The sequence below is a fragment of the Pseudomonas japonica genome, assembly GCF_900188455.1.
Lineage (GTDB): Bacteria > Pseudomonadota > Gammaproteobacteria > Pseudomonadales > Pseudomonadaceae > Aquipseudomonas > Aquipseudomonas japonica.
The window spans coordinates 156,959-172,021 of record NZ_FZOL01000002.1; the positions used below are offsets into that span (position 1 = coordinate 156,959).

The 15,063-nt window shown below is 65.5% G+C and carries 12 protein-coding genes; 1 reads left to right on the forward strand and 11 read right to left on the reverse strand.

What is annotated here, in order from left to right; all coding sequences use genetic code 11:
• The first annotated feature begins 1 nt into the window (after position 1).
• Positions 2–715 (forward strand): methyl-accepting chemotaxis protein, encoded by a 714-nt coding sequence (locus CHB99_RS30465; protein WP_428977836.1) that lies wholly within the window; start codon positions 2–4, stop codon positions 713–715.
• Between the two features lie 133 nt (positions 716–848).
• Here CHB99_RS30465 and CHB99_RS02980 read toward each other — a convergent pair whose 3' ends face one another.
• From CHB99_RS02980 to hutH (CHB99_RS03030), 11 genes are all read right to left on the reverse strand, one after another.
• On the reverse strand, positions 849–1,583 hold the full coding sequence (locus tag CHB99_RS02980) for an amino acid ABC transporter ATP-binding protein (RefSeq protein WP_042120660.1): 735 nt from the start codon (positions 1,581–1,583) through the stop codon (positions 849–851).
• Complete coding sequence (locus tag CHB99_RS02985; protein ID WP_042120493.1) at positions 1,576–2,538, reverse strand: amino acid ABC transporter permease; 963 nt, start codon at positions 2,536–2,538, stop codon at positions 1,576–1,578. Before CHB99_RS02985 ends, CHB99_RS02980 begins: the two co-directional genes overlap by 8 nt.
• A gap of 187 nt (positions 2,539–2,725) precedes the next feature.
• Complete coding sequence (locus CHB99_RS02990) at positions 2,726–3,526, reverse strand: transporter substrate-binding domain-containing protein (protein ID WP_042120495.1); 801 nt, start codon at positions 3,524–3,526, stop codon at positions 2,726–2,728.
• A gap of 188 nt (positions 3,527–3,714) precedes the next feature.
• The gene (gene mdoH, locus CHB99_RS02995; protein WP_042120497.1) at positions 3,715–6,285 is read right to left on the reverse strand and encodes a glucans biosynthesis glucosyltransferase MdoH; all 2,571 of its coding nucleotides are present in this window, start codon (positions 6,283–6,285) and stop codon (positions 3,715–3,717) included.
• On the reverse strand, positions 6,278–8,017 hold the full coding sequence (locus CHB99_RS03000) for a glucan biosynthesis protein G (protein WP_042120498.1): 1,740 nt from the start codon (positions 8,015–8,017) through the stop codon (positions 6,278–6,280). The genes mdoH and CHB99_RS03000 overlap by 8 nt, the downstream gene beginning before the upstream one ends.
• A gap of 264 nt (positions 8,018–8,281) precedes the next feature.
• On the reverse strand, positions 8,282–8,719 hold the full coding sequence (gene dtd, locus CHB99_RS03005) for a D-aminoacyl-tRNA deacylase (RefSeq protein ID WP_042120499.1): 438 nt from the start codon (positions 8,717–8,719) through the stop codon (positions 8,282–8,284).
• Positions 8,716–9,690 carry a prolyl aminopeptidase gene (gene pip, locus CHB99_RS03010; RefSeq protein ID WP_042120501.1) on the reverse strand — a complete coding sequence of 325 codons (975 nt, stop codon included), beginning with the start codon at positions 9,688–9,690 and terminating at the stop codon, positions 8,716–8,718. The genes dtd and pip overlap by 4 nt, the downstream gene beginning before the upstream one ends.
• Positions 9,691–9,960: 270 nt before the next feature.
• Entirely contained in the window at positions 9,961–10,752 is a 792-nt protein-coding gene (gene hutG / locus CHB99_RS03015; RefSeq protein ID WP_042120503.1) for an N-formylglutamate deformylase, read from the reverse strand.
• Positions 10,753–10,762: 10 nt separating this feature from the next.
• Entirely contained in the window at positions 10,763–11,968 is a 1,206-nt protein-coding gene (gene hutI, locus CHB99_RS03020; protein WP_042120504.1) for an imidazolonepropionase, read from the reverse strand.
• 14 nt (positions 11,969–11,982) lie between these two features.
• Complete coding sequence (gene hutH, locus CHB99_RS03025; protein WP_042120505.1) at positions 11,983–13,518, reverse strand: histidine ammonia-lyase; 1,536 nt, start codon at positions 13,516–13,518, stop codon at positions 11,983–11,985.
• A gap of 22 nt (positions 13,519–13,540) precedes the next feature.
• On the reverse strand, positions 13,541–15,061 hold the full coding sequence (hutH, locus tag CHB99_RS03030; protein WP_042120506.1) for a histidine ammonia-lyase: 1,521 nt from the start codon (positions 15,059–15,061) through the stop codon (positions 13,541–13,543).
• Between the last annotated feature and the right edge of the window lie 2 nt (positions 15,062–15,063).

A 15,063-nucleotide genomic window follows, 5' to 3' on the forward strand; every position in this document is an offset into this window, starting at 1 on the left:
CATGAACGAAATGGCGGCCACCGTGCATGAAGTCGCACGCAACGCCGAGGAGGCCTCGGAGGCGGCGAAGATGGCCGACAACCAGGCCCGCGAGGGTGACCGCGTGGTAGCCGAGGCCATTGCGCAGATCGAGCGTCTGGCCAGGGAAGTGGGCAACTCCAGCGAGGCCATGAGCCAGCTCAAGAGCGAGAGCGACAAGATCGGCAGCGTCCTCGACGTGATCAAGTCGGTGGCCGAGCAGACCAACCTGCTGGCCCTCAACGCCGCCATCGAAGCGGCCCGCGCCGGCGAAGCCGGACGTGGCTTCGCCGTGGTCGCGGATGAAGTACGCAGCCTGGCGCAGCGTACCCAGCAGTCCACCGAGGAGATCGAGGAATTGATCGCCGGGCTGCAGAACGGCACCCAGCAAGTGGCGGCGGTGATGGACAACAGTCGCAGCCTCACCGACAGCAGCGTGCAACTGACCCGCAGTGCCGGCGTGTCCCTGGAAACCATCACCCGGACCGTGTCGTCGATCCAGTCGATGAACCAGCAGATCGCCGCGGCGGCGGAGCAGCAGAGCGCGGTGGCGGAAGAGATCAACCGCAGCGTGATGAACGTGCGCGATGTGTCGGATCAGACAGCATCGGCGAGTGAGGAAACGGCAGCGTCCAGCGTCGAGCTGGCGCGGCTGGGGACGCATTTGCAGGGGTTGGTTTCGCGGTTCCGGCTGTAGTCGCGAGTGTGGACCGCTTTGCGGTCCTTCGCGGTGGTTCGTCACACGACAAGCCACGCTCCTACAGCGGTAGCGCGTATCCTCGTAGGAGCGTGGCTTGCCCGCGAAGGCCTGCAAAGCAGGCCCAGAGGACTTAAAGGACTTGCCGCAGAAACGCCTGGGCCCGCAGATCCTTCGGCGTCGTGAAGAACTGCTCCGGCGGCGAATCCTCCAGCAATTTGCCGTGATCGAAGAACAGCACCCGGTCCGCCACTTCCCGGGCAAAGCCCATCTCGTGGGTCACGCAGACCATGGTCATGCCTTCCTGGGCCAGGGTCTTCATCACGTCCAGCACCTCGCCGACCATCTCCGGGTCGAGCGCCGAAGTCGGCTCGTCGAACAGCATGACCTTGGGGTCCATCGCCAGCGCCCGGGCGATCGCCACGCGCTGCTGCTGGCCACCGGACAACCGCGACGGGTACTCGTTGGCCTTCTGGCCGATACCCACCTTGTCCAGCAACGCCCGGGCCTTGGCCTCGCGCTCGGCCTTGCCGCGCTTGCGCACGACCTTCTGCGCCAGGCACAGGTTCTCCAGCACGGTCATGTGCGGGAACAGGTTGAAATGCTGGAACACCATGCCCACTTCGCGGCGATAGGCGTTGATATCGGTCTTCGGGTCGGCCAGTTGCAGACCGTCGATGGCGACGCTACCGGAGTCGAACGATTCCAGGCCGTTCAGGCAACGCAGGAAGGTCGACTTGCCCGAACCGGACGGGCCGAGCACCACCAGCACCTCGCCACGCGCCACCTGGGTGGTGACGTTATCCACAGCCCGGACGACCATGCCGCGGGTGTCGAAGACTTTGGTCAGATCACGGACTTCAATCACTTTGCGCAAGCCTCCGCTCGAGCCGGCTGGCGAAATGCGACAGCGGCAGGTTGATCAGCAGGTACAGCCCGGCGACGCAGAACCAGATCTCGAAGGTCGAGAACGAGGTGGTGATCGCCTCGCGGCCGCTCTTGGTCAGTTCGGTGATGGCGATCACCGAGACCAGCGACGTGTCCTTGACCAGGCTGATGAACTGCCCGGCCAGCGGCGGCAGCACACGCTTGAACGCCTGCGGCAGGATCACGTGGCGCATCGACTGCGAGGCGTTCAGGCCCAGCGAACGCGCCGCCTCGCCCTGGCCCTTGGCGATCGACTGCACGCCGGCACGGACGATTTCCGCCACATAGGCGCCGGTGAACAGCGCCAGCGCGGCCACCCCGGCGAACTCGCGGGACAGGTTGAGCACGGTACCGATGAAGAAATAGAAGATGAAGATCTGCACCAGCAGCGGCGTACCACGCACCAGTTCGACGTAGACCGTCGACAGGTCGCGCAGGGTCGGATTGCTGGACAGGCGGCAGAGGCCGGCGAACAGTCCGATCACCAGGCCGAGGATCCCGGAGGCCACGGAAATCCACACCGTGGTCCACAGCCCCCAGGCCAGCGGGCCGGCGGCCCAGTGGTGGGTCAGGCCGACGACGTCGCCTTCCGCCACGTCGTCGCCCTGGGACAGCTTCACGCTGGCCGGATCGACTTCCAGCACCTGCTGGTTGCCGTCTTCGTCACGCAGGGTCACCACTGCGGTGTCGCCCTTGCGCACGATCTCCTGCACGGTGCCATAGCCGGCGGCACGATGGGCCTCCTCGGCCTGGTAGGCGAAGTACTGCGGTATCCGGTTCCAGCGCCACTCGTAGGAAATCATCGAGGTGGCGAAATACAGACTCAGCGCCAGTCCGACCAGGACCAGCGCGGTCAGCCCGTGCCAGGGCCACTGGGCTTTCTTGTGTTTGATCACGTGAGGCGTTCCCCTAAAAAGCCAACTGGGGCCGCTTTGCGACCCTTCGCGAGCAAGCTCGCTCCCACAGGATCACACGGACCTCGTGGGAGCGAGCTTGCTCGCGAAGGGCTGCAAAGCAGCCCCAGTATGTCAACTGACCGGCATCGTTCGTCTCGATTCGAAACTCACGGCCTGCAGTTGCCGTTTATTCCATGTCCTTCAGCCACTCGGTCTTCTTGAACCACTTGTCGTGGATTCGATCGTAGGTGCCGTCGTGCTTGATCTGGTGCAGGAAATTGTTGATGAAGTTCAGGCTGTCGTGATCGCCTTTCTTCAGGCCGAAGGCCAGGGGCTCGAAGGTGAACGGCTCGTCCAGGTAGACCAGCTTGCCGTTGCCGACCTTGGTCACCGCGACAACGTTGTACGGCGCGTCGTAGACGAAGGCATCGGCCTTGCCGTTGACCACGTCCATCACGCCTTCCTGCTCGTTGTCGTAGCCGTGGTACTGGGCCTTGCCGATCAGCTTCTTGGCGACCATTTCGCCGGTGGTGCCCAGCTTGGAGGTCAGGCGGTATTCAGCGCTGTTCAGGTCCTTGTAGGACTTGATCTTGTCCGACAGCTCCTTGCGGATCAGCAGGGTCTGGCCGACGACGATGAAGGGTTCGCTGAAGTTCAGCTTCAGGTTGCGTTCCTGGGTCAGGGTCATGCCGCTGCCGATCATGTCGAACTTGTCGGTCATCAGCGCCGGGATGATGCCGTCATAGGCGGTGGAGACCAGCTCCAGCTTGACGCCCATGGACTTGGCCATGGCCTTGAGGATGTCCACTTCGAAACCGACGATCTCGCCGCGCTTGTTGGTCATCTCGAACGGCATGTAGGTCGGGTCCATGCCTACGCGCAGGGTGCCGCGCTTGACCGCGTCATCGATCACGCCGGCCTGTGCGGTGCTGACCGCGACAGTGGCGGCGACGCCGGCCAGCAGCATCGACAGATACTTTTTGAACATCACCAGGTTCCCCCAACAAGAAAACGCTCTAATTTTATTGTGTGCGCGAAAAGTCCTACAGGGATCGCGCCATAGTCGGGGTGGGATGCTAACGCATGAGCGGCACGGGACCTAGCGTCCGTGACGACTTTGTTACTTATTGATACCAGAAAAAGCGAACGGGGCGACCGAAGTCGCCCCGTTGCGGATCAAGCGCTGGCCAGGCTCGGCTGCAGCACCGGCTCTGGGTGCAACGGCAGCAGTGGCGAGTGCGGATCGTTGGCGATCGACGCACGCCAGACGTCCAACCAGGCCGCGTTGTGCTCGGCCCAGACGCTGTCGTGCAGACGCGACAGTGCGACCGGGTCGCTGAGCAGGGCCAGGCGGGTCGCGCCGTCGAGGCCGGACGGGCCGACCTGCAGGGCCTTGGCGATACGCTCGGCGCGCAGCGCCTCGATCGGCTCGGCGACGCCGTGGCGGGCGGTGGCCAGGGCGCAGGCCAGGGCATTCTGCTGCGGGTCGACCACGGCCCGGACGAAACCGTCGTGCAGCGCGTGCCAGCGGTTTTCGTGGGTGTACTGGTCGGTGGCCAGCAGTTCCTGCGGCGTGGCGTACTCCTCGGGGATGAGGAACAGCTTCTCGTCCTTGGCGCGCAGGCCCAGGTTGACCCGGCTGGAGATCACCGAGACCGGGATCGACAGGGTCAGCGAACCGACGATGGGCACCAGCCACCACAGGAAGCTCGGGTTCAGCCAGGCCACCAGCAGCGCCCAGGCCACGCCGAGCAAAGTCTGCGGACCATGGCGGCGCACCGCTTCGCTCCACGGCGTGGAGTCGTCGTCACGCTGCGGCGAGTTCCAGGTCGCGGCCCAGCCGAGGAAGGCGGCGAGGACGAAACGGGTGTGGAAGATCATCCGCACCGGCGCCAGCAGCATGGAGAAGAGCATCTCCAGGAGCATCGACAGGGTGACCTTGATCCGTCCGCCGTACTCTTTCGCACCCTTGGCCCAGATCAGGATGACGCTGAGCAGCTTGGGCAGGAACAGCAGGACGATGGTGGTCGAGAACAGCGCGATGGCTTTTTCCGGGTGCCACTGCGGCCACAGCGGGTACAACTGCCGCGGTTCGAGGAAGTACTGCGGCTCCATCAGGGTGTTGGTCGCCAGCAGCGCGGTCGACAGCACCAGGAAGAAGAACCACAGCGGCGCCGACAGGTACGACATCACCCCGGTGAGGAACACCGCGCGGTGCACCGGGTGCATGCCCTTGACCAAGAACAGGCGGAAGTTCATCAGGTTGCCGTGGCACCAGCGGCGGTCGCGCTTGAGCTCGTCGAGCAGGTTCGGCGGCAGTTCTTCGTAGCTGCCCGGCAGGTCATAGGCGATCCACACGCCCCAGCCGGCACGGCGCATCAGCGCGGCTTCGACGAAGTCGTGGGAAAGGATCGCGCCGGCGAAGGCACCCTTGCCCGGCAACGGCGCCAGGGCGCAGTGCTCGATGAACGGCTTCATGCGGATGATCGCGTTGTGCCCCCAGTAGTGCGACTCACCCAGCTGCCAGAAGTGCAGACCAGCGGTGAACAGCGGGCCGTAGACGCGAGTGGCGAACTGCTGCATGCGCGCATACAGGGTGTCCATGCCCGAGGCCTTCGGCGCGGTCTGGATGATCCCGGCGTCCGGGTTGGCTTCCATCAGGCGCACCAGGCTGGTGAGGCATTCACCGCTCATCACGCTGTCGGCGTCGAGGACCACCATGTAGCGGTAGTCGCTGCCCCAGCGGCGGCAGAAGTCATCGAGGTTGCCGCTCTTGCGCTTCACGCGACGACGGCGGCGACGGTAGAAGATCCTGCCGAAGCCCTTGGCCTCGCGGCACACGTCCAGCCAGGCCTGTTGTTCGGCCACGGCGATGTCGGTGTCGTTGGTGTCGCTGAGGACGAAGAAGTCGAAACGGTCGAGGTCGCCGGTGGCGGCCACCGACTCGAAGGTCGCGCGCAGGCCGGCGAACACCCGTGGCACGTCTTCGTTGCAGATCGGCATGACCAGCGCGGTGCGCGCGCCCTTCTCGATCGGCTCGTTACCGGCGCTGCTCCCGGAAATGCGGTACTTGTCGCGTCCGGTGAGCAGTTCGAGGAAGCCCATCAGGGCGGTCCAGAAGCCCGCCGAGACCCAGCAGAAGAGGATGCCGAAGAGGATCAGGATGGTGGTCTGCAGCGCATACGGCCAGACCTGGGTGGCGGTCTGCAGCAGCGGCTGGTGCAGGACTTCGTCGAGGTCGACGAACGACCAGCCCTGGTACGGCAGGATGCCCTTCATGTACCAGCCGGCGACCAGGGTCTGACCGACCATCAGCGCCAGCAGGATGTAGCGGCGCATCGAGCCGACCCAGCGCCAGCGCGCGGCCGGCAGCTCGCGCTTCTCCGGGGCCGGCGCATTGGTGCGCCCGGTCATCCGGCGCCAGGCGCGAACCAGGATGTTGGTCCGCCACGGCTCGGGAATCACCCGGGTCCGGCGGATCGGCGGGGTCGCCTTGAGGCAGACCCGGCCGCTGGCATCGAGACCGAGCATCTCGGCCTCTTCCATATCAGTAGCGCTGAGCAGGTTCAGGCGGCCGCCGACCGAGCCCTGGGCAGGCTCGGCGGTGGCGCCCGACTGTGCGGACAGGCGCTGGTGCAGCTCGCTGAACGAGGAGCAGCTGGCCAGTTCGGCACGCTGCTCGTCGCTCAGGGGTAGATGGGCCAGGTATTCGGCAAGCGATTCTGGCCGTGCGCAAGAGTTACTCATCGGCTGGCAACTGATAGCTCCAGGTCTCGGTCAGCACCTGTTCGGTGGTGGCCGGGGCCTCGGGGGTGGGCGCCGCTTCGGCGGCTGGCTGCTCGGCAGGTGCTTCGGCTTTCGCGGCTTTGGCGGCGGCCTTGTCATGCTTCGCGGGTTTGTCCTGTTTTTCCTGCTTGGCCGGTTCGGCCTTGACCGGCTCGACCGGTACGTCGCGAACCAGCGCGGCGCGCATTTCCACAGCCTTCCCCGGATCCTTGACCTTCATCCGCAGGGTCAGGCGCCAGCCCTTGATTTCAGGGTTGTAGCGCAGGTTGTTCTCCACCACTTCGGCGTTGTCGCCAACGCTGATCTGGCTGCGCAGCGCGGTGTCTTCCGGCAGCTTGGCCAGCACCGGGCCCTCGAAGTCGACGAGGAAGGCCACGCTGCCGTCCGGCTGACGAATCAGGTTGGACTGCTTGACGTCGCCGGTGGAACGCATGGTCTGCTTGACCCAACCGAGATCCGGCGAGTGGAATGCCGACTCGTCCATGGTCCAGTGCAGGCGGTACTGGTACTCGATCGGGGTACCTGGCTCAGGCAGTTTTTCCGGGCTCCAGAAGGCCACGATATTGTCGTTGGTCTCGTCGGCGGTCGGGATCTCGACCAGATCGACGGTACCCTTGCCCCAGTCGCCTTTCGGTTCGATCCAGGTGCTCGGACGCTTCTGGTAGTTGTCGTCCAGGTCTTCGAAGAAGCTGAAATCGCGATTGCGCTGCAGCAGACCGAAGCCGCGCGGGTTTTCCACGCTGAAGTTGCTCACGGCCAGGTGTTTCGGGTTGTTCAGCGGACGCCACAGCCACTCGCCGTTGCCGGCATGGATCGACAGGCCTTCGGAGTCATGCAGCGAAGGACGGTAGTTCGGCACGCGCGACGGCTGGTTGCTGCCGAACAGGTACATGCTGGTCAGCGGAGCGATGCCCAGGCGGCTGACGTGGTCGCGCAGGAACACCTTGGACTCGACGTCGACGATGGTGTCGCTGCCCGGACGCAGGATCAGCTTGTAGGCACCGGTGGAACGCGGTGAATCCAGCAGGGCGTAGATCACCAGGTGCTTGTCGGCGGCTTTCGGGCGTTCGACCCAGAACTCGGTGAAACGCGGGAACTCTTCGCCGGACGGCAGCGCGGTGTCGATGGCCAGGCCGCGGGCGGACAGGCCATACACCTGGCCCTTACCGACCACACGGAAATAGCTGGCGCCGAGCAGGGTCATGATCTCGTCCTGCTTGTCCGCCTTGTTGATCGGGTACAGCACGCGGAAACCGGCATAGCCCAGCTGCTCGGTGGCCTTGGCGTCGAACTGCAGGTCGCCGAAGTCGAAGCGGCTCGGGTCGTACTTGATTTCTTCGACGGTGGTGGCGGTGACTTCGTTGATTTTCACCGGCGTGTCGAAGTGCATGCCCTGGTGATAGAAGGACAGCTTGAACGGCGTCTTGTCGTCCGCCCACTCGGCTTTCTCGGAGCGGAAATGGATCTTCTGGTAATCGCCGAACTTCATGTCGCGGAAGACCGCCGGCAGGTTGCTTTTCGGTGCTTCGTACTTCTGCCCGGCCAGGTCCTTCGCCTTGGCCGCCACGTCGTCAAGGTTGAACGCCCAGAGCTGGCCGGCGCCGAGCAGGCAGACCAGTGCCGAACCTGCGAGCAGAGCCTTGCGCAGCCGATTGGCAGGCGTTCTTGGAGCATCAAAGGGACTTACAATCACGAGCAACCCTCGCCGAAAACAGATCTAAAGAACCAACGGCCAGCGACACATGCCGGGTTGGCGAGCACTGTTCGGACTCCGAAAGGGCTCAATGATTCCCCAAACGGTTCCGGACAGTTCTCGAGTCAGAGTGAAACAGGCCGTCGAACGTCGGCCCACGTAGCGCGCGATTATCTAGCAGGCTGCGTTACAACGCATCAGGGCCGGCCAACTATTTTTGCTGTGAATCCCCTTGTTTTCCTGCAAACAGGGGGTTTTTTGACGTCATATTTGTAACATAAATGTTACCGGACCATCATTGACCAGATGGACCTGCATGTCGGCACCGAAGCGGCCACTGCCGACAGTCCCGTGCTTGAGCCTTGCCTGCGCCAGCAGGTAGTCGAACAACTCGGCGCCGAGGGCTGGCGAGGCGGCGCTGGAGAAGCTCGGGCGCAGGCCGCTGCGGGTGTCGGCGGCGAGGGTGAACTGCGACACCAGCAACAGGCCGCCGTCGATATCCTTGAGCGACAGGTTCATCTTGCCCTGCGGATCGCTGAAGACCCGGTAGTTGAGCAACTTGTGCAGGAGCTTGTCGGCGTGCTCGGGGGTATCCCCCGGTTCCACCGCGACCAGCACCAGCAGGCCCTGGTCGATGGAACCGACGATCTCGCCCTCCACTTCCACGCGTGCGCCCCGCACGCGTTGCAGCAAACCCTTCACGCTTCGTCCAGCGGCAGGTCGAGCAGGCGCCGGGCCATCTGGTCGGCGGCGCGCACCAGCGCGTCGGTGATGCCTGGCTCGGAGGCAGCGTGACCGGCGTCGCGGATCACCTTCAGTTCGCTGTTCGGCCAGGCCTGGTGCAGTTCCCAGGCATTGTCCAGCGGGCAGATCACGTCATAGCGGCCATGCACGATCACCGCCGGCAGGTGGGCGATCTTCGGCATGTCGCGAATCAGCTGGTTTTCTTCGAGGAAGGCATTGTTGACGAAGTAGTGGCATTCGATCCGGGCGATCGACAGCGCGCGCTGCGGCTCGGAGAAGCGATCGACCACCAGCGGGTTGGGACGCAGCGTGGCGGTGCGGCCTTCCCAGGTCGACCAGGCCTTGGCGGCGTGCATCTGGGCGATCTGGTCGTTGCCGGTGAGGCGCTTGTGGAAGGCCTGGACCAGGTCGTTGCGTTCTTCCTGGGGGATCGGCGCGATGTAGTCCTGCCAGTAGTCGGGGAACAGGCGGCTGGCGCCACCGCTCTGGTAGAACCAGTCGATCTCCTGCGGACGGCAGAGGAAGATGCCGCGCAGGATCAGGCCATGGACGCGCTCGGGGTGGGTCTGGGCGTAGGCCAGGGCCAGCGTGGAGCCCCAGGAGCCACCGAACAGTACCCATTTCTCGATGCCCAGGTGCTTGCGAATGCGCTCCAGGTCTTCGACCAGGTGCCAGGTGGTGTTGTTTTCCAGGCTGGCGTGGGGCGTGGAGCGGCCGCAGCCGCGCTGGTCGAAGGTGATGATGCGGTAGACGGTGGGGTCGAAGTAGCAGCGGCTCTGGGCATCGCACCCGGCGCCAGGGCCACCGTGAATGAACACCACCGGCAGACCTTCCGGGGAACCACTTTCATCGACGTACAGTACATGCGGTGCTTCGACTGCCAGATCGTGCCGGGCGTAGGGTTTGATCTGTGGGTACAAGGTCTGCATTACGCACTCCGTGTGGGAATTATTCTGCCGTTGGGCATCATAAACCCGAATTGCGCTTTGAGCATGCCCCCATGGGTCAACTGTTCTGCAGACTGACCGCGATGCTCTGTAGGAGCGTGGCTTGCCCGCGAAGGACCGCGCAGCGGTCCCGGTTCCCTATCTGCCGCCAGGAGAGAGCATGGGTCTGTCTGTAGATCAGGAACAGGGACCGCTGCGCGGTCCTTCGCGGGCAAGCCACGCTCCTACGGGGGTTGGGCAATCGTGTTCGCGTCAGCCTTTGGCCCAGGCCAGGGTTGCTTCCAGCAATTGCCGGAGGACGACCTGCGTCGGCCCTGCCAGGTCATCCCGATAGGTGAACGGCTCCACCTCCTCCATATAAGTGCTCTGCGCCAGCTCCAGTTGCACCGCATGGATATCGTTCGCCGGATCACCGTAATGCCGGGTGATATGCCCACCCTTGAAGCGCCCGTTCAGCACATGGCTGTAGCCCTGCGCCTCACCGCACACCGCTTCCAGCCGCGCAGCCAGTTGCGGGTCGCAGCTCGCACCATTGAAGGTGCCCAGGTTGAAGTCCGGCAGCTTGCCGTCGAACAGATGCGGCACATGGGACCGAATCGAATGGGCATCCCACAGCAGCGCATAGCCGAACTTCTCTTTCAGCCGCGCCAGCTCGTTGCGCAGGGTGTCGTGATACGGCCGCCAGATCCCTTCCAGGTAACCGGCCCGCTCCTCGACGGACGGCACCCTGCCCTCCTCGAACAGCGGGCTGCCATCGAACAGCGTCGCCGGATACAGCCCGGTGGTCGCACCCACATATAAAGGCTGGTCGTCCTCGGGCCGGTTCAGGTCGATGACGAATCGCGAATACTCGGCCGCCACCACGCTCGCCCCCAGCTCCCGAACGAAGTCGTACAGCTGCGGGATATGCCAGTCGGTGTCCGGCAGGCTGCGCGCGGGCGCCACCAGCCCGTCGCGCACCGCCGGAGTCAGTTTCAGTCCGGCGTGGGGCATGCTGATCAGCAGCGGCAGCGTGCCCTGGTGAAAACTCAGAACCTTGTCCATCGTCGTTGCCTCAATCAGTCAGTTCGACGCCGTGGCGCACCACGCGCTTGTCCAGTTCGCCACCCAGCCAGTACGCCAGGTCGGCCGGGCGCTCGATATCCCAGGCGACGAAGTCGGCGACCTTGCCCACCTCCAGCGAGCCATGGCTGTCACCCAGCCCCAGTGCCGTGGCGGCATGCACGGTGACGCCGGCCAGGGCTTCCTCCGGGGTCATGCGGAACAGGGTGCAGGCCATGTTCAGCATCAGGCGCAGCGACAGCGCCGGTGAGGTGCCGGGGTTGAGGTCGCTGGCGATGGCAATCTTCACCCCGTGCTTGCGCAGGGCGTCCATCGGCGGCAACTGGGTTTCACGCAGGTAATAGAAGGCACCGGGCAGCAGCACGGCGACTGTACCGGCGGCGGCCATGGCGATGGCGTCGTCCTCGGTCATGAACTCCAGATGATCGGCGGACAACCCGTGATAGCGCGCCGCCAGGCTGGAGCCGGCCAGGGACGAAAGTTGCTCGGCATGCAGCTTGACCGGCAGCCCCAGCTCCCGTGCCTTGATGAACACCCGCTCGACCTGCTCCGGCGAAAACGCCAGGTACTCGCAGAAGGCATCCACCGCATCCACCAGCCCCTCGGCGGCCAGCGCCGGGAGCATGACGTCGCAGATATGGGTGATGTAGTCGTCGCTGCGCTCCTTGTATTCCGGTGGCAAGGCATGGGCCGCCAGGCAGGTGGCGCGCACGGTCAGCGGCAGGGTCGCGCCAAGACGACGGGCGACCTTGAGCATCTTGCGCTCGTTGTCCAGATCCAGGCCGTAGCCGGACTTGATCTCCAGGGTGGTCACGCCATCGCGCATCAGCGCCCGCACCCGACGCAGGGCGCTGGCGTACAGTTCATCCTCGCTGGCCGCGCGGGTGGCGCGCACGGTGCTGGCGATGCCGCCGCCCTGGGCGGCGATCTCGGCGTAGCTGACACCCTGCAGGCGCTGTTCGAATTCACCGCTGCGGTTGCCGCCGAACACCGTGTGGGTGTGGCAGTCGATCAAGCCAGGGGTGACCCAGGCACCGCCCAGGTCGACCTGCCGTTCCACCGCCAGCTCCGGCAGCGACTGACGCGGGCCGATCCAGACGATGCGCCCGGCCTCGCTGACGATCGCCGCGTCCTCGATGATCGAGTAGTTGCCCTGGGCCATGCTCGCCACATGACAGTGCCGCCAGAGGGTCTTCATGCCGGTTTCCTCGCTCACGACAGGCTTGGCAGCACGCCGCCCGGCAGCAGACCGGTCAGGCGGGCTTCGGCGAGCAGTTGCACGGCGATCTCGATGTCCGGGGCGAAGAAGCGGTCCTTGTCGTAATGCGGCACGCGATCACGCAGCACCTTGCGGGCCTGCTCCAGCTTGACCGAGGTCTTCAGCCCGGTACGCAGGTCGAGCCCCTGGCAGGCGCCGAGCCATTCGATGGCGAGGATGCCGCGGGTGTTCTCGGCCATCTCCCACAGGCGCTTGCCGGCGGCCGGGGCCATGGACACGTGGTCTTCCTGGTTGGCCGAGGTCGGCAGGCTGTCGACGCTGTGCGGATGGGACAGCGCCTTGTTCTCGCTGGCCAGGGCCGCGGCGGTGACCTGGGCGATCATGAAGCCGGAGTTGACCCCGCCGTTTTCCACGAGGAACGGCGGCAGTTGCGACATGTGCTTGTCCATCATCAGCGAGATGCGGCGCTCGCTCAGCGAACCGATCTCGGCAATGGCCAGGGCCATGTTGTCGGCGGCCATGGCCACCGGTTCGGCGTGGAAGTTGCCGCCGGAAATCACGTCACCCTGCTCGGCGAACACCAGCGGGTTGTCGGACACCGCGTTGGCCTCGACGGCCAGCACTTCGGCGGCCTGACGCAGCTGGGTCAGGCAGGCGCCCATGACCTGCGGCTGGCAGCGCAGCGAGTACGGATCCTGGACCTTGCCGCAGTTTTCGTGGGAGGCGGACACCTCGCTGCCGTCACTGAGCAGGTTGCGGTAGCAGGCAGCGGCATCGATCTGCCCGCGCTGGCCGCGGGCGGCATGGATGCGCGCATCGAACGGCGAACGCGAGCCGAGCACCGCTTCCACGGTCAAGCCGCCGCAGGCGACGGCGGCGGCGAACAGGTCCTCGGCTTCGAACAGGCCACGCAGGGCGTAGGCGGTCGAGGCCTGGGTGCCGTTGAGCAGCGCCAGCCCTTCCTTGGCCGCCAGGGTCAGCGGCTCCAGGCCGGCCACCGCCAGGGCTTCAACCGCCGGCAGCCATTCGCCCTTGTAGCGCGCCTTGCCTTCGCCGAGCAGGACCAGCGACATGTGCGCCAGCGGCGCGAGGTCGCCGGAGGCGCCCACCGAGCCTTTCAACGGAATGTGCGGATAGACCTCGGCGTTGACCAGGGCGATCAGCGCGTCGATCACCTTGCGCCGGATCCCGGAGAAACCCCGGCTCAGGCTGTTGATCTTGAGCACCATGATCAGCCGCACCATGGCGTCATCCAGCGGCGCGCCGATGCCGGCGGCGTGGGACAGCACCAGCGAGCGCTGGAGGTTTTCCAGGTCGTGGCTGGCGATGCGGGTCGAGGCCAGCAGGCCGAACCCGGTGTTGATGCCGTAGGCGGTACGGTCTTCGGCGAGGATCTGTTCGACACAGGCGACGCTGGCGTCGATCTGCGCCGCGGCGCTGGCGACCAGGCTCAGGCGCGCGGGCTTCTCGTAGACAGCGCGCAGGTCGGCGAGGGTGGCCTGGCCGGGGATCAAATTGAAAATGTGCATGTTCTGGCTCCTTGTCGTGGTTTCAGAGCAGCGCCGGCAGGACGTGCCGGGGCAGTTGCGGCTGTTTGAGCAGCGCGGCCGTGGTGGCGATATCCGGCGCCAGCCAACGGTCCTGCAGGTAGGCCGGAACCCGTTCGCGCAGCAGTTGCCAGGCGCGTCCGGTGCCCGCGCCGAAACGCTGCTCCTTGAGGAATTCGAAGGCCTGGGCCGCCAGCAGGTACTCGATGGCGAGGATCTGCGTGCAGTTTTCCAGGGATTTGTGCAGCTTGAGCGCGGCACTGGTGCCGAGGCTCAGGTGGTCTTCCTGCAGGCCCGAGGTGACGAAGTTGTCGACCACCGCCGGCTGCGCCAACTGGCGGTTCTCGGCGCACAGCGAAGCGGCGACGTACTGGACGATCATCATCCCGGAATTGACCCCCGGCTCGCTGACCAGGAACGCCGGCAGCCCGCTGACATGCGGGTTGACCAGACGGTCCAGGCGCCGCTCGGCGATGGCCCCGATCTCGGCCACCGCCACGGCCAGCAGGTCGGCGGCCATGGCCACGGACTGGCCGTGCGGGTTGGCCTGGGACATCACCCGGAAATCCTCCGGGGTACCCAGCAGCAGCGGATTGTCGGTGGCCGAGTTGAGTTCGGTCTCGACCTGCCGCGCGGCATGCGCCAACTGGTCGCGGGAGGCCCCGTGGACCTGCGGGATGGAACGGATGCTCAGGGCGTCCTGGGTACGGATGCCCTTGCTGCTGGCGATCACTTCGCTGCCGTCGAGCAGCGCGCGCAGGTTGGCGCCGACCTGCTGCATGCCCGGATGGGGCTTGAGGGCGATGATGTCTTCGTCGAAGGCGGCGATCTGTCCGCGCTGCGCCTCGAAACTCATCGCCGCGATGATATCGGCCCACTCCAGCAGGTGCGTGGCGTCGGCCAGGGCCAGGCAGCTCAGACCGGTCATGCACGGCGTACCGTTGACCAGGCACAGGCCGTCCTTGGCGCCCAGTTGCACCGGGGCCAGGCCTTCCTCGGCCAGGGCCGCGGCGGCATCGACGATCTGCCCGCGATAGCTGACCTTGCCGACGCCGAGCAGGCAGATGCCGACATGGGCCATATGGGTCAGGTAACCCACCGAGCCCTGGGACGGCACCTGCGGCGTGATTCCGCGCTCCAGCAGGGCCAGCAGCGCTTCCACTACCGGGCGCTGGATCCCCGACTTGCCATGGCTGAAGTTGACGATGGCGGCGCAGATGATCGCCCGGGTCTGCTCGTCGCTGAGCACCGGACCGACACCACAGGCATGGCTGAGCAGGGTGTTGCGCGACAGCTGGCTGAGTTGCTCGCCTTGCAGGGCGACGTTGCACAGCGCGCCGAGGCCGGTGTTGACCCCGTAGGCACGCTCGCCGCTTTCGACGATGCGGCGGACGATGGCCTGGGCATTCTCGATCCGCGCCCAGGCACTGTAGGACAGGCTGAGGCTGGCGCCGTGGCGGGCCACGGCGACGATGTCCTGCCAACGCAGCGGGGCGTCGGCGATAACGACCTTGTCTTGCGGCATGG